The organism is Dysosmobacter sp. Phy, assembly GCF_054476235.1.
In genome coordinates this window covers 1,625,969-1,641,617 of record NZ_CM136997.1, presented here as the reverse complement: position 1 = coordinate 1,641,617, position 15,649 = coordinate 1,625,969, and the positions used below count along the sequence as shown (strand labels likewise).

14 protein-coding genes are annotated in these 15,649 nt (G+C 61.9%); 4 read left to right on the top strand and 10 right to left on the bottom strand.

Annotation, left to right across the window (positions count from 1 at the left end):
* Positions 1-27 precede the first annotated feature (27 nt).
* Genes ACVDHE_RS07990 through ACVDHE_RS07980 form a run of 3 tightly spaced genes read left to right on the top strand, consistent with a single transcriptional unit; the run spans position 28 to position 2,206 of the window.
* The gene (locus tag ACVDHE_RS07990) at positions 28-390 is read left to right on the top strand and encodes a PqqD family protein (protein ID WP_213037525.1); all 363 of its coding nucleotides are present in this window, start codon (positions 28-30) and stop codon (positions 388-390) included.
* On the top strand, positions 387-731 hold the full coding sequence (locus tag ACVDHE_RS07985) for a hypothetical protein (RefSeq protein ID WP_458884257.1): 345 nt from the start codon (positions 387-389) through the stop codon (positions 729-731). The genes ACVDHE_RS07990 and ACVDHE_RS07985 overlap by 4 nt, the downstream gene beginning before the upstream one ends.
* A 35-nt stretch (positions 732-766) precedes the next feature.
* On the top strand, positions 767-2,206 hold the full coding sequence (locus tag ACVDHE_RS07980; RefSeq protein ID WP_458884256.1) for an aminoacyl-histidine dipeptidase: 1,440 nt from the start codon (positions 767-769) through the stop codon (positions 2,204-2,206).
* Positions 2,207-2,386: 180 nt separating this feature from the next.
* Here the strand turns inward: ACVDHE_RS07980 and ACVDHE_RS07975 are convergent, their stop codons facing one another.
* The 4 genes from ACVDHE_RS07975 to ppk1 form a co-directional block, all read right to left on the bottom strand.
* A complete protein-coding gene (locus ACVDHE_RS07975; protein ID WP_213037522.1) occupies positions 2,387-3,538 on the bottom strand; it encodes a YibE/F family protein in 1,152 nt (383 codons plus the stop codon).
* A gap of 68 nt (positions 3,539-3,606) precedes the next feature.
* On the bottom strand, positions 3,607-5,190 hold the full coding sequence (locus ACVDHE_RS07970; RefSeq protein ID WP_458886163.1) for an alkaline phosphatase: 1,584 nt from the start codon (positions 5,188-5,190) through the stop codon (positions 3,607-3,609).
* A gap of 184 nt (positions 5,191-5,374) precedes the next feature.
* Positions 5,375-6,283, bottom strand: a complete 909-nt coding sequence (locus ACVDHE_RS07965) for a Ppx/GppA phosphatase family protein (RefSeq protein WP_458884255.1) — start codon at positions 6,281-6,283, stop codon at positions 5,375-5,377.
* Positions 6,284-6,311: 28 nt separating this feature from the next.
* Positions 6,312-8,441, bottom strand: a complete 2,130-nt coding sequence (gene ppk1 / locus ACVDHE_RS07960; RefSeq protein ID WP_458884254.1) for a polyphosphate kinase 1 — start codon at positions 8,439-8,441, stop codon at positions 6,312-6,314.
* A 286-nt stretch (positions 8,442-8,727) separates the two neighbouring features.
* Here ppk1 and ACVDHE_RS07955 point away from each other — a divergent pair, with 286 nt between their 5' ends.
* Positions 8,728-9,531, top strand: a complete 804-nt coding sequence (locus ACVDHE_RS07955) for an HAD-IIA family hydrolase (protein WP_249539243.1) — start codon at positions 8,728-8,730, stop codon at positions 9,529-9,531.
* A gap of 273 nt (positions 9,532-9,804) precedes the next feature.
* Here the strand turns inward: ACVDHE_RS07955 and ACVDHE_RS07950 are convergent, their stop codons facing one another.
* The 6 genes from ACVDHE_RS07950 to ACVDHE_RS07925 all read right to left on the bottom strand — a co-directional run bounded on the left by ACVDHE_RS07950 (position 9,805) and on the right by ACVDHE_RS07925 (position 15,630).
* Positions 9,805-10,755, bottom strand: coding sequence for an Ig-like domain-containing protein (locus tag ACVDHE_RS07950; RefSeq protein ID WP_458884253.1), 951 nt, complete (start codon positions 10,753-10,755; stop codon positions 9,805-9,807).
* A gap of 85 nt (positions 10,756-10,840) precedes the next feature.
* A complete protein-coding gene (locus tag ACVDHE_RS07945; protein ID WP_458884252.1) occupies positions 10,841-11,173 on the bottom strand; it encodes a hypothetical protein in 333 nt (110 codons plus the stop codon).
* Positions 11,174-12,751 carry a stalk domain-containing protein gene (locus ACVDHE_RS07940; RefSeq protein ID WP_458884251.1) on the bottom strand — a complete coding sequence of 526 codons (1,578 nt, stop codon included), beginning with the start codon at positions 12,749-12,751 and terminating at the stop codon, positions 11,174-11,176.
* A 142-nt stretch (positions 12,752-12,893) separates the two neighbouring features.
* Positions 12,894-13,805, bottom strand: a complete 912-nt coding sequence (gene iolE, locus ACVDHE_RS07935) for a myo-inosose-2 dehydratase (RefSeq protein ID WP_213037517.1) — start codon at positions 13,803-13,805, stop codon at positions 12,894-12,896.
* A 12-nt stretch (positions 13,806-13,817) separates the two neighbouring features.
* Positions 13,818-14,636, bottom strand: a complete 819-nt coding sequence (locus ACVDHE_RS07930; protein ID WP_458884250.1) for a sugar phosphate isomerase/epimerase family protein — start codon at positions 14,634-14,636, stop codon at positions 13,818-13,820.
* Positions 14,637-14,649: 13 nt separating this feature from the next.
* A complete protein-coding gene (locus tag ACVDHE_RS07925; RefSeq protein WP_458884249.1) occupies positions 14,650-15,630 on the bottom strand; it encodes a Gfo/Idh/MocA family protein in 981 nt (326 codons plus the stop codon).
* Positions 15,631-15,649 lie beyond the last annotated feature (19 nt).

Genomic DNA, 15,649 nt, shown 5'->3' with positions numbered 1-15,649 from the left:
GGGCTATTACCCGCAAGGAGCAGCGATATGGCAAAAAACAAACAAGACAACTATCTGGACCTGGTCCCGGTGAAAAATCCCCGCAACGGCTGGGATGCGGACGCGGACGGCTCTGTCACCATCCACATGGTCCACCGGGGCTTCTACGCCGCCATCGCCCAGAAATTCTTCCACACCCCCCGGGTCAGCCACATCCGGCTGGACGCGTACGGCAGCTTCCTGTGGAAGGAGATCGACGGGACAAAGAGCGTGGGCGACCTGGCCCAGGGGATGAAGGCGCAGTTCGGCGCGCAGGCGGAGCCGCTGTACGACCGGCTGGTGAAGTATATGCAGATCCTGCGCAACAACCGCTTCATCCTCTTCCGGGGAAGGGACAAGGTGGCGCCGTGAGCACTGGACAGATGATCCTGGGTATCCTGGGCTTCGCCCTGGTGACGGCGATCCTGTACGTGTGGGGCCTGCGCCGGAGCATGACCCAGGGCGCCGACCTGGAGCGGATCCTGCTGAGCAAAAGCGCCGGAAAAGTGGTACACTATCTGAAGGGGCACGACCAGATCGATCTTGCCCAGATGGCCCAGCTGTGCGCCGGCGTGAAGGCGGGGCAGTTCTGGTCCCGGCGGCGGGTGGCGGTGCAGGACTCCAGGGCCTTCGCCCCCCGGCTGGCCCGCTACATGGTGGACCAGCAGCTGCTGGAGGAGCTCTCCGGCGGCCGCTACCGGCTCAAGCCGTGATATCAGCGATCTTTCAACGAGAGGAGTTTTCAGCTATGAGCGTTTTGGAGCATTTGGAACCCCGCAGTGTGTTCCGGTTTTTCGAGGAGATGTGCGCCATTCCCCACGGGTCCCGGAACACCAAGGCCATCAGCGACTGGTGCGTGGCCTTTGCCAAAGAGCGGGGCCTGGAGTATCATCAGGACGAGAGCAACAACGTCATCATCATCAAGGAGGCCACCCCGGGCTATGAGGCCGCCAAACCGGTGATCCTCCAGGGGCACCTGGACATGGTGTGCGAAAAGGAGGCCGGCTGCGGCAAGGATATGAGCCGTGAGGGCCTGGATCTGGCCGTGGAGGGCGACTACGTCTACGCCAAGGGCACCACGCTGGGCGGCGACGACGGCATCGCCGTGGCCATGGCCCTGGCCATTCTGGACGCCGACGACATCCCCCACCCCCGGCTGGAGGCGGTGTTCACCGTGGACGAGGAGATCGGCCTGCTGGGCGCCACCGCCATGGACGTAACGCCGCTGAAGGGCCGCACCATGCTCAATCTGGACTCCGAGGCGGAGGGCATCTTTACCGTCAGCTGTGCCGGCGGCAACACCACCGCCTGCATCCTGCCGGTGACCCGGACCCCCTTTGACGGCTCCGCCGTAACCGTGAAGGTGGAGGGCCTCACCGGCGGCCACTCCGGCGCGGAGATCGACAAGGGACGGGCCAACGCCAACATGCTGCTGGGCCGGGTGCTGCGTGCCATGGCCCGGGAGACACAGCTGCGGGTGGTCAGCGTCAGCGGCGGCCTCAAGGACAACGCCATTCCCGTGGCGGCGCAGGCGCAGCTTGTGGTCTGTGATCCCGCCGCCGCTGAAAAGGCCGCCGGAGAGATGGAGGCCGTCTTCCAAAACGAGTACCGCACCACCGACGCGGCCCTGACCGTGACGGTGGAGATGTCCGCCGCCGGGGCCGTCCCCATGGACCAGGCCTCCACCGGCAAGGTGTTGTGCCTGCTCAGCTGCCTGCCCAACGGCATCCAGGCCATGAGCGCCGAGATCCCCGGTCTGGTGCAGACCTCGCTGAATCTGGGCATTTTGGTCACGGAGGGCGACGAGGTCCGGGCCTCCTTCAGCGTCCGCAGCAGCGTAGACTCCCAGAAGCAGATGCTCAAGGACCATCTGGCCTGCCTGACCGAGCAGCTGGGCGGTCATGTGGAGTTCTCCGGCGAGTACACCGGCTGGCAGTATCAGGAGCACTCCCCCCTGCGGGACCTGATGGTGGAGGTCTTTACAGAGCAGTACGGCAAGCCCCCCAAGGTGGAGGCCATCCATGCCGGACTGGAGTGCGGTCTTTTTGCCGGCAAGCTGCCGGGGCTGGACTGCGTGTCCATCGGTCCCGATCTGCTGGAGATCCACACTCCCCGGGAGAAGATGAGCGTCTCCTCCGTGCAACGGGTATGGACCTTCCTGCTGGAGGTCCTCAAGCGCTCCAGATGATCCCATCCCAACAGGCCGTCCTCCGGGCGGCGCGCAGCAAGAAAGGCACGACGCATGTCGTGCCTTTCTTGCTGTTTTTTTATCCGGCGGCAAGCTGCCGGACGATTTTCGAAAGCACAGCGGCCCATCCGGCGTCAGGCAGGCCGCCTTGCACCCTCCTGCCGTCCGGAAGAATGCTCTTCAGGGAGCGGTCCGCTCCGCCGTCCGCCTCGTCAGCAGCAGGCCGCTGGTAATGGCGGTCAGCGGAGCCACCGTCACCAGACCAAAGGACCCCACCACCGTGTGGACGATCTCCGCCGCCACATACTTATAATTCAGGATAAACTCCACCGGCGTCCCCTGGGCCATAAAGACCATCAAAAGCGCCACATAGCTGCCGGAATAGGCCAGCAGCAGCGTGGTCGTCGTGGATCCGCAGGCCGCCCGTCCCACGGCAAAGCCGGAGGCGATGGCCTCTCTGGGGCCGATATCCGGCCGCTTTTCCACCACTTCATGTACGGCGGAGCAGATATCCACCGACAGATCCATCACCGCACCGGAGGACCCCAGGAAAATGGAGGCCATGAAGATCAGGGTGAGGTCCAGGTTCTGATACCCGGCATAGAGCAGGCTCTCGCTGGACTCCATCACAGCGCCATGGATGCGGAACAGGTCCGTAAAGATCACACCCAGCACCGCTGTGACGGCGATGGCCAGCGCCGCGCCGGAGACAGCCGCCAGACACCGGCGGTCAAAGCCGTAGATCAGGCTGAGGATCAGCGCCGTCAGGACCAGTACCAGCCCCAGCGCCACCCAGACGGGGTTCCAGCCCCGCAGCAGACAGGGCACCAGCACCTTCCACATCAGCAAAATGGTATCCACGAAGGACAAGATGGCCCGCAGGCCGGTCCCTCCGGCAAACAGCACCAGCAGCAGCAAAAAGGCGCCCGCCAGCAGTGCCTCCTTGTCCAGCCGGTAATGGTCCGTCATGGAGACCACGGAGATGGCGCCGCCGCTGTGGCTGACCGTCACAAAGGCGATATCGCCGGGAGAAAACAGCTTGTCCTGGGCCAGGGAGCCGTTAAGCCGGTTCACCGCTTCCACGGTCTGTCCCCGGAACCGGCCGCCCAGCAGCGTCACTGTACACCGCTGCTCTCCGGTGCGGATCAGACCGGTGTCCACGATGTCGCTTTCGTCGGTGGCCAGCACCTCCGCCCGGACCCGGTCGGCGTTCTGATAGGTCAGATTTCCCTCAAAGCCCGTGGGCAGCACCAGCAGCACCGCCAGCAGGAGCAGAGCGGCCAGCACCGGTCCGTGGGTCTTTCTGGAAAATCGGAATACAGGGATCTTCATACTGCCTCCTGAAACAGCGGCACAGGGAGCGGCTGCGCCGCCCCCTGCTTCCGCGGAAGATACAGGTCTTACCGGACCTTGAGCATATTGGCCAGCTTGGTATAGATGGCGGTGTTGTCATAATAGCCGCCGAAGCTCTCCGCTCCGGTGCCCTCAGCAAATACCGCCACAGGCAGTCCGGTGTGAGAATAGCTTGTAAAATCAATGCCGGACTTGTTGTTCAGAATGTGGGTGACCGTGACGGAGAAGGGGTTATAGGTGCCATAGAGCACGTACTGCTCCTGGGTGTAGGCGTCGGAATCGTAGTCGCTCATGGCCAGCGCGTAGGCATCCTTCAGCCGCTGGACCTCATAGGCGGTCAGCACCAGCCGGTCGTTGGCGCTGCCCTTGAGCTTCAGGCCGAACAGCTCCTCCACATCCTTCATCGCGTCCGCAAAGGAGGTCTTTTCCGCCTTGTACCGAGCCACATACTGCTCGTCGAACTGGGCATAGGAGATCTTCTGGCTGGTCAGATTGGTGAGATAGGTGTCGTAGTCCGTGCCGGCATAGCCGATGGTCAGTCCGCCGGTCTCATGGTCGCCCGTCACCAGGATCAGGGTATCCTGGGGATGCTTTTTTGCAAAGTCCACAGCCACCTGCACCGCGTCGGCCAGCGCCAGGGTGTCGCTGACGGTGGAGCCGGCGTCATTGGCGTGGCAGGCCCAGTCGATCTTGCCGCCCTCGCACATCATGAAGAAGCCCTTGTCGTTGTCCAGGACCTCGATGCCCTTTTCCACATAATCGGCCAGAGCCCACTCGCCCTCCACGCGGTCCAATTCGTAGTCCATGGCGTCGTCGTCGGCAAGATGCTCGTCAATAAGAATGACCTTTTCATCCTGCGCGGTAACCTTGGCCGCATCGGCCTGGGTGGTCGTCACCTTGTATCCGGCCTCCGCAGCCAGCTCATACAGATCCCTCTGGGTGCCGTCGTTGCCGGTGGGTTTTTTCAGGGCGCCGCCGGCAAAATACTCAAAGCCGGACTCCACCATCTCCACGCCGATCTCATAGTAATTGTTGCGGCTGGCCTGGTGGGCATAGAACGCAGCGGGCGTGGCGTGGTTGAGGTTGACGGAGGAAATGACGCCCACCTTCCAGCCCTTCTGCTCATGGAGCTTTTCGGCGATGGTCTCATAGGTCTTTGTACCGGTTTCATCTGTGTTGATCATGCCGGAATAGGTCTTGTAGCCGGTGGCGATGGAGGTTGCGGTAGAGGCGGAATCCGGCGCAAAGCTGCAGGAATCGTAGGTGACGGCGGAGCCGGCCACTTCAAAGTCCATGAAGTTCAGCGCCTGAGGGCCGTTCAGCTTGGCGCCCTGATGGTCCTTCACACTGGGCAGGGCCTTGGTATAGTCAGGATCCGCCACAGCGCCCAAATAGTCCGCCGCGGCCTGGAACTGAGGATAGCTCATGCCGTCGCCGATAAACAAAAACACATATTTGGGTGCGCGCCCCGTCCACTGGGAATCATTTTGCACAGAGGCAGCCGCAAGGGTGCCGTCCAGCGATGCAGCCATCGGCTCTGCCTGTGCGCCGGGCTGCTGAGCGGCTGCGCCGCAGGCGGCCAGTCCCAGTACAGCGGCTCCGGCCAGCAGGCCCGCAAGAAGTCGTCTCATCATGGGGAGTTCCTCTCTTTTCTCAAAATATCGTGAAATACCGTGATCTCCGGGATCGCGCTCAGTATAAGCCAGGGCTGTGTAAAGCCGCTACCGCGGCCATGCAAAGAGTTGGTAAAATATCATCCCCCTGTCCGGCGCCGCCGGGCAGGGGGATGATACAAAGGCCGCCGGCTCCGGGCCGTCACGCCTGCACGGAGGGCTGGATCTTCCGGCGCAGATAGCCCTCCCGGACGCCGTAGTGGCTGACGGTGATGTCCTCCACGCCGTAGCGATCCGCCAGGAACCGCAGCACCATGACCCCGGGGACCAGGGTGTGGATGCGCTCGGGCTCGCAGCGCAGGATCAGATCCGCCGTGTCCTTTCCCGTCCCGCGCAGCTGCCTGTCCAGGGCCTCCAGCTGGGAGCGGGTAAAGGTCCGGCTGTCCTCCGGCAGGCCGAAGAGCCTGCGGCAGAGGCGCAGGGAGGCACGGGCCGTTCCCCCCACACAGACCAGGTGTGCCCGCTGCGGGAAGTCCCGGAGGTCGTCGCCTTCAAAGGCGGTCCGGACGGCCGCCTCGATCCGCCGCCGGGATTCCTTGCCCGGCAGGATCTTTTTCACGCACTCCCGGTAGAGCTTCAGGGATCCCACCGGCACGCTGGCGGCCTTTCGGACCTGTCCGCCGCCAAAGAGCACCAGCTCCGCGCTGGCGCCGCCCACGTCCGCAAACAGTCCGTCGGCGATCCGGATATCACAGGTGGCCCCCTGGAAGCCGTATTCCGCCTCGGCCTCCCCGGAGAGTACCTCCACCGGGATACCCGTGGCGCGGAAGATCTGCTCCACCGCCTGGGCGGTGTTGGAGATATTGCGCAGCGACGCCGTGGCAAAGACCGCCAGATTCCCGATCTGAAGCAGGTCCAGGGTCTGACGGAACTCCCGGAGGCTCTGGCAGGCACACTCGATGCCATCCCCGCTCAGCCGCCCGTGCTCCACGTATCCGGCAAGGCCCGCCATGATCTTCTCCCGGAACAGGATCTTAAATGCCGTCTGGTCCACGTCGTAGACCGTCAGCCGGATGCTGTTGGAGCCCATATCGATCAGCGCGTATTTCATTCCCGATTCCTCCGTTTCGCAGCTTTTATCAAGATATTCCCGCCTTTGCGCGAAACCATTCACCAAAGGAGCGGGGGCGTCTGCGCGGTGCCGGGGCGGCCTGCTGGGGCTCCGGCTGCTCGGCTGCGCGCTCATATGCCTGCCGGTAAAAATACTCCTGGGCGTTGAGCGCATCCTCCTGGGCGTGCAGGCGCACGTATTCCCCCGTGGGGCGCAGCTCCCGGGCCTGCTGGTTGTCCCGCAGCATGGTCTGAAACATCGCATTGACGCGGCGGCGCAGGTCCCCGTCCAGGATCGGAGCCGCCACCTCCACCCGCCGCAGGGTGTTGCGGGTCATGAAATCGGCGGAGGCCAAATACGCCGTCTGCCGCTCCTCCGGGCCGAAGAGGTAGATCCGGGAGTGCTCCAGGAAGCGCCCCACGATGCTGATGACCCGGATATGGTCCGTGAGCCCTGGGATGCCGGGCAGCAGGCAGCAGATGCCCCGGACGATCAGGTCGATCTGCACGCCGGCCCGGGACGCCTCGATCAGCCGGTCGATGATGGCCTTGTCGGTCAGGGAGTTGATCTTGACGCCGATATAGGCCCGCTGGCCCCGCCGGGCGAAGTCGGCCTCCCGGTCGATCAGCTCCAGCACCCGGTTTTGCAGGCACCGGGGCGCCACCAGCAGCTGACGGGAGGACTCCACCGTCTCCCCCTTGGCCAGGGCCTGGAACACCATGGCCGCCTCCAGCCCGATATCCGGGTCCGCCGTCATCAAAGAGAGGTCCGTGTACATCCGGGCGGTCTTTTCGTTGTAGTTGCCGGTGCCTACCTGGGTGAAATACTCGGTATGCCCCTTTTCCCGGCGAGTCACCAGGCACAGCTTGCTGTGGACCTTATAGCCCTCCAGACCGTAGATGACCTGGCAGCCCGCCTCTTCCAAACGGCGGGACCACTCGATGTTGTTCTCCTCATCAAAGCGGGCCTTCAGCTCCACCAGCACCAGCACGTTCTTCCCGTTTTCCGCCGCCTCGATCAGGGCCTCCACCACCTTGCTGCGCCGGGCCACCCGGTACAGCGTCATCTTGATGGACACTACGGCCGGGTCCCCGGCCGCCTCCTGCAAAAAGTCCAGGAAGGGCTTCATGCTCTCGTAGGGATAGGAGAGCAGCTTGTCCTTCTCCCGGATCTGGGCAAAGATCGGGCGGTCGGCGCGGAACTGAGGCGAGCGCTGGGGAAAGCGCTTTTCAAAAAACAGCTCCGGCCGCTGGCGCAGGGTGTCCTGGATCTGGGAGAGGAAGCTCAGCTCCAGGGGCGAACGGCAGCGGAACACCGCCTCGGGCTTGACCTCCGTATAGGCGCACAGTGTCTTGACGATGTCCCCGTCCAGCTCCCGGGACAGCTCCAGCCGCACGGGAGCCAGCCGCCGCCGGCGCTTGATGAGCTTGGCCATGAACTCCCGATAGTCCAATCCCTCGTCGTAAAGCGTGTCGGCGTCGATGTCCGCGTTCCGGGTCATCCGGAGCAGGGACTTCGCCACCACCCGGTTCCCTCCGAACACCTTGGGCAGGAAGTGGAGGATCAGCTCCTCGGACAGCATATAGGCCCCCGGGCGGCCCGGGACAGAGATCAGCCGGGGGATCACGCCGGTGCCGCAGGGAATGATGCCCAGCTTCTCCTTCCCGCTCTTCCCCACCAGAACGCCCACGGCATAGATCTCCCGGTTCTGCAGAAAGGGGAAGGGCTGCCGCCGGGTCACCAGGGTGGGAGAGAGCAGCGGCGCGATCTCTGCGTCGAAATACCGCTCCAGCTCCCGGCTCTCCTGCCCCTCCAGCTTTTTGAAATTCACCAGCCGGACGCCGCAGTCCTCCAGGCGGCTCATCAGCGTGGCATAGACCGCGTCCTTGCGCCGGTTCAGCCGGGCCACATCCTTCAAGACCGCCCGGATCTGCTCCTCTGCGGTCATGTGGGTCTTGCTGTCCCGCAGGTTTTTGGACAGCAGCATCCGGTCTGCCAGAGAGCCCACCCGCACCATGAAGAACTCATCCAGATTGTTCTGATAGATGGACGCGAAGCTCAGCCGCTCGCACAGCGGCACGCTCTCGCTCTCCGCCTCCTCCAAAACCCGCTCGTTGAATTTCAGCCAGGACAGCTCCCGGTTCCAATATGCATTCATCCCGCACCCACGCCTTCCCGTTCGACACGTTTCTTTTCAGTCTTTTTAGTATAGGAAAGCTGGAGAAAATCCGACACCCCGTTTGTGAAAAAGCTATGTGAAATCTCAGTAAAATGTTCCGGTGCCGGAAATGCCTGACAGTTTACGGTTTTTTTACCGTTTTTTCAGTGGCAGAGGCGGCGGATTTCGGGTATAATCAGAAAAACACCATCCACCGACGGCAGGCGCCCCGCCCCGATATCGTCCCCGGGGGCCGGCCCAGGCGGCATCGTCTTAGGAGGAGCACATGGAACATACACTTGACTTCAACCAAAAGCGCGGCTTCATCTGCGATATGGACGGCGTGATCTATCACGGCAATCAGGTCCTGCCCGGCGTGGCGGAATTCATCCGGTGGCTCCACGAGGAGCACAAGGAGTTCCTCTTTCTCACCAACAACAGCGGCTACACGCCCCGGGAGCTGCAGCAGAAGCTGGCCCGCCTGGGTCTGGACGTCTCTGAGGAGCACTTTTACACCAGCGCCCTGGCCACCGCGGCCTTTTTGAAGGAGCAGGCCCCCGGCTGCTCCGCCTTCGTCATCGGCGAGGCGGGCCTTCTCAACGCCCTCTACGACGCGGGCATCACCATGAACGACGTGAACCCGGATTATGTGGTGGTGGGCGAGGGCCGGTCCTACTCTCTGGACTCCCTGACCAAGGCCACCAACCTGGTCCTGGCCGGCGCCAAGCTGATCGGCGCCAACTCCGACGTCTCCGGTCCCATTGAGCACGGCATCGCCCCGGCGTGCCGGGCCCTGGTGGCCCCCATTGAAATGGCCACCGGCACCCAGGCCTACTTCTGCGGAAAGCCCAACCCCCTGATGATGCGGACGGGTCTTCGAATGCTGAACTGCCACTCCGCGGACGCCGTCATGGTGGGCGACCGGATGGACACGGACGTGATCTCCGGGCTGGAGAGCGGCATGTCCACTGTTCTGGTGCTCTCCGGCGTATCCACCAGAGACACCCTGAAAACCTACGCCTACCGGCCCACCGCCGTTTTGAACGGCGTGGGCGACATTGTAGAGCTGGCCCGCGCCGCCTCCCGGTAACGCTCATTAACGCGGCAAAAAAAGACGGCGGACACATGGGTGTCCGCCGTCGCAGAGTGTCGAAAAATTTTTCGCCGCTCTGCGCAAGTTTTTTGATCCTTTCAAAAGGTTCAAAAAACTTATGATTAAAAACGAAAGACACCCCTCCTGGGTTTCTTTCGTAACTATCTTCCTTCCCGGCGCGCAAGAATTGCGCCTTTTCCGGCAGGCTGAAACGGCGGACACCCATGTGTCCGCCGTCTCTTTTTCCGTTTCTTCCGTCCGGAGGCGCGCTCACTGAAACAGCGCGTTGAATTCATCCACGATCTGGTCGCAGTCCTCGTGGACCACCATCATCACGTAATTCCCGTTGGACACCACCCGGCTGGAGTTGGTCCACAGCTCCGTGGGTCCGGGGTACCAGGCGCCGGTCTCCGCCATATAATCGATGCGTCCCTGCAGGATCCCCTTCACGGTGTCCACGTCCGCCGCATCCGTCACTTCCACCAGACAGAATTCGCCGTTGTTCATGCTGAGCATCGTCCCCATGATCAGGCATTGCTTGGCGGCAACGCCGCTCATGCCGGGGTAATAGGCGTCCAGGATCTCTCCGGTGAATTCCTCCAGCGTCTGGAAGGTGTGCTTTGCCGTGGTATCCTGATAAAACGCGGACAGGTCCACGCTCTCATCCGCCGGTTTCTCCGCAGGCTTCTCGGCAGGGTCATCCGCCGCCTCCGCGGGCTCGTCCGCCGGCTGCTCCTCCGCCGTCCAGCGGCACCAGACCACGCAGGTGCGGCTCTCCGAGCCGCTGGTGACGGTGATGACCGCCTTGCCGGGCGATACCGCGGTGACGGTTCCGTCGCCGCCGACGGCTGCCACCTTGGGATCGCTGCTGGTATACGTGCAGGCCCCATCCGCCCCGGCGGCGGTAAGGCGGTAGCTGCTGCCGGCCTGGAACAGCGTGAAATCCGTTCTGCTGAGCGTCATGCCGCTCTCCTCCGGCGCAGAGGGAGGCGCCTCTTCCGCGGCGGCCTCCTCCCCGTCGGCCGGATCCTCCCCGGCTTCTTCGGGCTCCTGGGGAGGTGTTTCGGGCTGCTGGTCATTCTCTTCTGCAATGGGCTGCTCCGCCTGCGCGGGATCATCCGGGGCGTCTCCGCTCTCAGTTCCGCCGCAGCCCGCCAGGGCCAGCAGCAGCGTCAGCGCCGCCAGCAGCGCCAACAGCTTTTTCAGGTAGGGTTTGGTCATAGACTGCGTTCTCCTTTTTTCGGGCCGTCTGCCCGTTTACCGCCTTAGACGCAGCGGCAGGGAAAAAGGTTCCTGCCGCGAAGCGCTATTTCACGGTCTGGATCTCCCGCAGCATGATGCTGCCGGAGGGCTGGTCAAAGGTCAGCGTGATCTGGGTGATCCGTCCCAGATCCACGCCGGAAAATGCCGCCGTATCCAGCCGCAGCGTGCCCAGCGGCGCAAACGTGCTGTACTGGAGCAGGTCCTTCCGCCCCGCCACCGGGATCCGTTCCACAGTTCCCTCCTGCCAGGCAAGAGCCGGCGTGCCCGCCTCCGCTTTCACAGAGGCCTCCCGCCCTCCCGCGTCCCGCAGCGTCACCGTCAGGCTCTGGTCGGTCCGGCGGTTGCGCTGGTCTCCGCTGTCCTGCGCCAGATCCATCTACAGATAGACCGCCTGACGCAGATCGGCCGACACCGGAATCCGCACGGAAGCTGCGGCGCTGTCCCGGCTCAAGCGGGTCAGATCATAGCGCAGGAAAGATCCCGGGATGCGGAACGCCTCCGCCGTGTGATCCAGCGTGCTGCACGCATTCTCCGCCTCTGCCGCAACGCCGCTGGTCTCAAGTGCTTTTACGGAATCCCCGGACGCCTGGTAGAGCACCGTCCCACCGGCATCCACCCGGAGCATGACCGGGAAGTCTCCGTACATCCCCTCCAGAGTGGGCTTCGCCTCCAGCGGGGTTTTTCCCGTCTCCAGAACAGACTCCAGAAAATCCAGCACATAGGCGCCAAAAAACGCCTGCTGCCTCTCCGGTTCCATCACCAGCGGCAGCGTCTCCCGATCCGCAAAGGGATCCGGGCGCACCAGAGCGGTGCTGAATCCGCCGTGGTTGCCGTTTTTCAAGTAGATCAGATCCGTGCCGCTGCTCCGCTGCGGCGTATGCTCCAGCTGGTCGAAAAGGGTGCCGCCGTCCAGACTGGTCACGTCTCCGTCATACTGGGGAATGATGATCCCCACAGGCACATCCGCCAGCTCGCAGGACAGCGGGCTCACCAGCGCCGGAGCTGCCGACACAAGTCCCTGAACACCAAGGCCCTCCGCGCGGGCGGCCACCTCAAAGATATCATAGCCCGCCCAGGAATGGCCCACCAGGATCACCCGGTCCAGATCGCCCTTGTTCTTCAGATCGCAGGGAAAAATCCCCGTCTCCCCCTCAATGGCGCGCCGGAGAAGATCGCTCTGCTGCTCCACCACCTGTACCGTGCGCTCACAGCCCATGGGCTCTCCGTTTTCAAAGGAGTAATTGATGCCCACGTTCATGGACAGCGCCAGATATCCCGCGTCCGCCAGCTGGTCCACCAGATAGGAAAACCCAAGGTCATAGCGGTTTTCCGCCGCCGAACGGATGGGGTGAGCGCCGTGGAGGAGGATCACCACCGGACGGTCCTCCCCCTCCGGCACACCGATCACGCCCTGCATCCGGTAAGGGATCTCCCGCTTTCCCTGTGTCAGCACTCCCTCCCCCAGGTCGTAGCAGTACACATTGTCCCGGGGCTCATCGGTGACGACGACCGCCGTGTTGGTCGCGCCGTCCCAGTCCGCGGCGACACCCTCTACATAGTCAAACAGCTCAGCCGACACATAGGTAACTCCGTCCAGCACCACCGCCGCGGGGTCTGTCCAGAGTCGGGCTCCTTTCAGCGTCAGGTCTCCGGTGGCAGGGTCCAGCAGATACTCCCCGGAACCCTCCGCGGAAAAAACCGCGCCTCGGGCCCGGGCATCCCAGTCCACGGCATATCCGGCCTGCTCCAGGATGTTCCGCAGCGGCAGCAGGACGCCCCCCTCCAGATAGCGGGGCAGGGCCCCCTCCTCCACGGCCCGGCCATCCACCAGGAGACGGGTGGGATAGGCGGACAGGTCCGGCAGGGGGTCCAGGGCCGGTTCCAGAGCCTGGGCTGCCGAGCCCAGCAGGCACACCGCTGCGGCGCACGACAGCAAACGACGGACTTTTTTCATAGTGCACCTCCTGTAGGTTTTGATAATAAGGCGGAGAATCCCCCTGAAAAGTTCCCGGCATACAACAGTCCCCCGGAGCCCCTTAAAGGCTCCGGGGGACTGTGCTTATACGGCAGTGTTTGCAAAGCGGCCGGAAGGGCAATCAAAGCCCGGTCTGCTGGCGGATATACGATCTTGCCATTTTGGCAAAATGGAGCGCGCTCGGAGACGGCAGGTACTGCTCTGCCTCTACCAGCATCCAGCCCTCATAGTTGTGCTTGGCAAGGATCTCAAACACCGTCTGGAAGTCCACGGCCCCGTCATCGCCGGGCACAGTGAAGATCCCGAGCTTGACGGCATTGTTGAAGTCGATGCCGAACTCACGAACGACCTGAAGGACAAGCGGACGGATGTTCTTCAGATGGACATACTTGATGCGGTCAGCAAAATGATCATAGAACTCCGGAATGTTCACGCCGCAGAAGCACAGGTGTCCTGTGTCCGCCAGCAGATTCACATACTCCGGATCCGTCATGTCGCACAGCTTCTGCGTCTCATCAAACGTCTCGACGCAGGTGCCCGTATGCACATGATAGACGAGGGTGAGGCCGTTGTCCTTGCAGAAGCGCCCAGCCATGTTCAGTCCGTCGGTGAAGAGCTTCCACTCCTCTTCATTCAGCTTCTGAACGCCTTTCGCCGCACGGTACTCTCTGGGATCCCAGCAGGAGGAACCCGTTCCCTCTGCGGCGATCACGTACTTTGCGCCCATGTCCAGGAAGAATTTTGCCTTCTCCTTCAGCCCTTCAAAATATTCATCGCGCAGCTCCTTGCAGGCGAACATGGTGTCGCACCAGCCGGAGGTCAGTTCCAGACCCCGCTTGTCAAATTCAGGCTTCAGGACCTTCGCGTCGCGGGGGAATTTCCGGCTGTTTTCGATCCCCGCGTATCCCGCTTCCGCCGCCTGGTCGATGATATCATAAAATGAGTATCCATCTCCCAGCAGGGGATCCGTCATATCATCGTTGCACCAGTTGATGGGGTGCACGCCAATCCGTACGTTTTTCATCTGGACCATTACAAGCTCTCCTCATTCCTGCAAGCAGGCACGCACAAAATCCGTCACCTTTTTAATGTAGATCTTTTCGTCCTGCTCACCTTCATACTCAATAGACAAGGTACCATCATATCCGCTCTGCGTCAATACCTCCAGGATCAGCGGCAGATCATACACCGTGTCGTGTCCATCCTCCACCACCTGATTGACCTTCAGGTGGACATGCTTTTTCACCAGATGCGTGGTGGCGCGGATGCCGTCGATCCCATCCACATAATTGCCTGTATCCAGCAGCAGGCTCAAATTATCCCGCTTCACCTCATCAAACAGGCGCAGCACGTCTTTGGACGCAGAGAGGAACCCGCCGTGGTTGTGGTTCTCAATCACAATGGAGAGGCCCATGTCCTTTCCGTAATCACACAGCTCCTGCACACATTCCACCATTTCCGCCCATGCGGTCTCCGGCTTTTGAACGGCGGGCCCTTTTTTGTGGATCTCCGGGTCCGGTCCGCCCATCCAACCGGCAAACAGACGGAAATTAGGGCTGCCCAGCGCCTTTCCAATCGGCATCCATTCCTTTGCCCGGTCAATCTGCGCCCGGTTCTGCTGGGCGGTCGGATATCCAAAGCTGCAGTCGAACGCGATGTTGCACACTTTCAGGTTCTTTTTGTCAAAGTATGCCTTGAGTTCGGCCACATAGGCGGGGTCCGTGGAGGCAAAGTGCTTGTCCTCCACCTCAATGTATGTAACGCCAAGCACATCCGCACAGTAATCGGCAAAGTCAAACAGGGTGACCTTTCCCTGCATGAACAGGTGATCAAGAGACTGGGAGCTGCAGCTCAGCTTCATCATTTCGATCCCCTCCTCAGACGTCAAAGCGGATGATCTTGCCGTCCGCCCGGGCAGACTCATAGCAGGCCTCGATCAGTTCCACCACCTTGTAGCCGTCATCCACGCTGTTTTTCGGTGCCGCGCCGCCGAAGATGCACTCATTGAACATGTGATCATGCATCTGGGCATAGCCCCACTTCACATCGTGTTCCAGCGTAGAGAATTCGCGGCCCTCGACAACGGCCCCCAGCGCGGAGGAATATCGATAGCTGTCCAGCTCTTCCGTAATGACGCTCTTGTGATCTCCGACCACCTGCACACGCTCAAAGGGAGAGATCCAGGAGGCATAGCCGCAGGAGGAGATCACGCCGTAGGCGCCGCTCTTGAACTTCATCTGCACCGCAAAGCCATCCTCGATGGGATAGAAGGACGCCGCTCCCAAGGCTCGGATCTCACAAATATCCCCCAGCAGATACCGGGCCATATCCAGGAAATGCACCGTGGTATCATACATAAATCCGCCGGTCATCTTGATATCAGTGAGCCATGCGGGATTCTGCATATCGCCGTCATTCTGGATGATGTTCACATTGACAGGCTTGAAATCCGGCTGGGACACCGTCTTTTTGGCCTCCAGATACACGGGCGCAAAGCGGCGGTTATATCCCACAAACACATGCAGTCCCGTCTTGGCCTGGAGGTCCTTGATCTCCTTGGCATCCTTGAGATTGGTGGCCAGCGGCTTTTCCACGAACACATGCTTGCCGGCATTGAGCGCCTGGATGCAAAGCGGACCATGTGCAGTGTTGGGAACGGTGATAAACACCATCTCCACTTCAGACTCCAGCAAGGCCTCAACGGAAGCAAAACAGCGGCAGCCGAACGCGGCCGAAACCTTTTCCGCTCTCGCGGTATCCATATCCGTCATTCCGAACAGTTCCAGCTTCGGATTGGTTTTGATCAAACCGGCGTGCTGCTGGCCCATGTTGCCAACCCCAATGATACCAATTTTCATATGACTCACATTTCCTTTC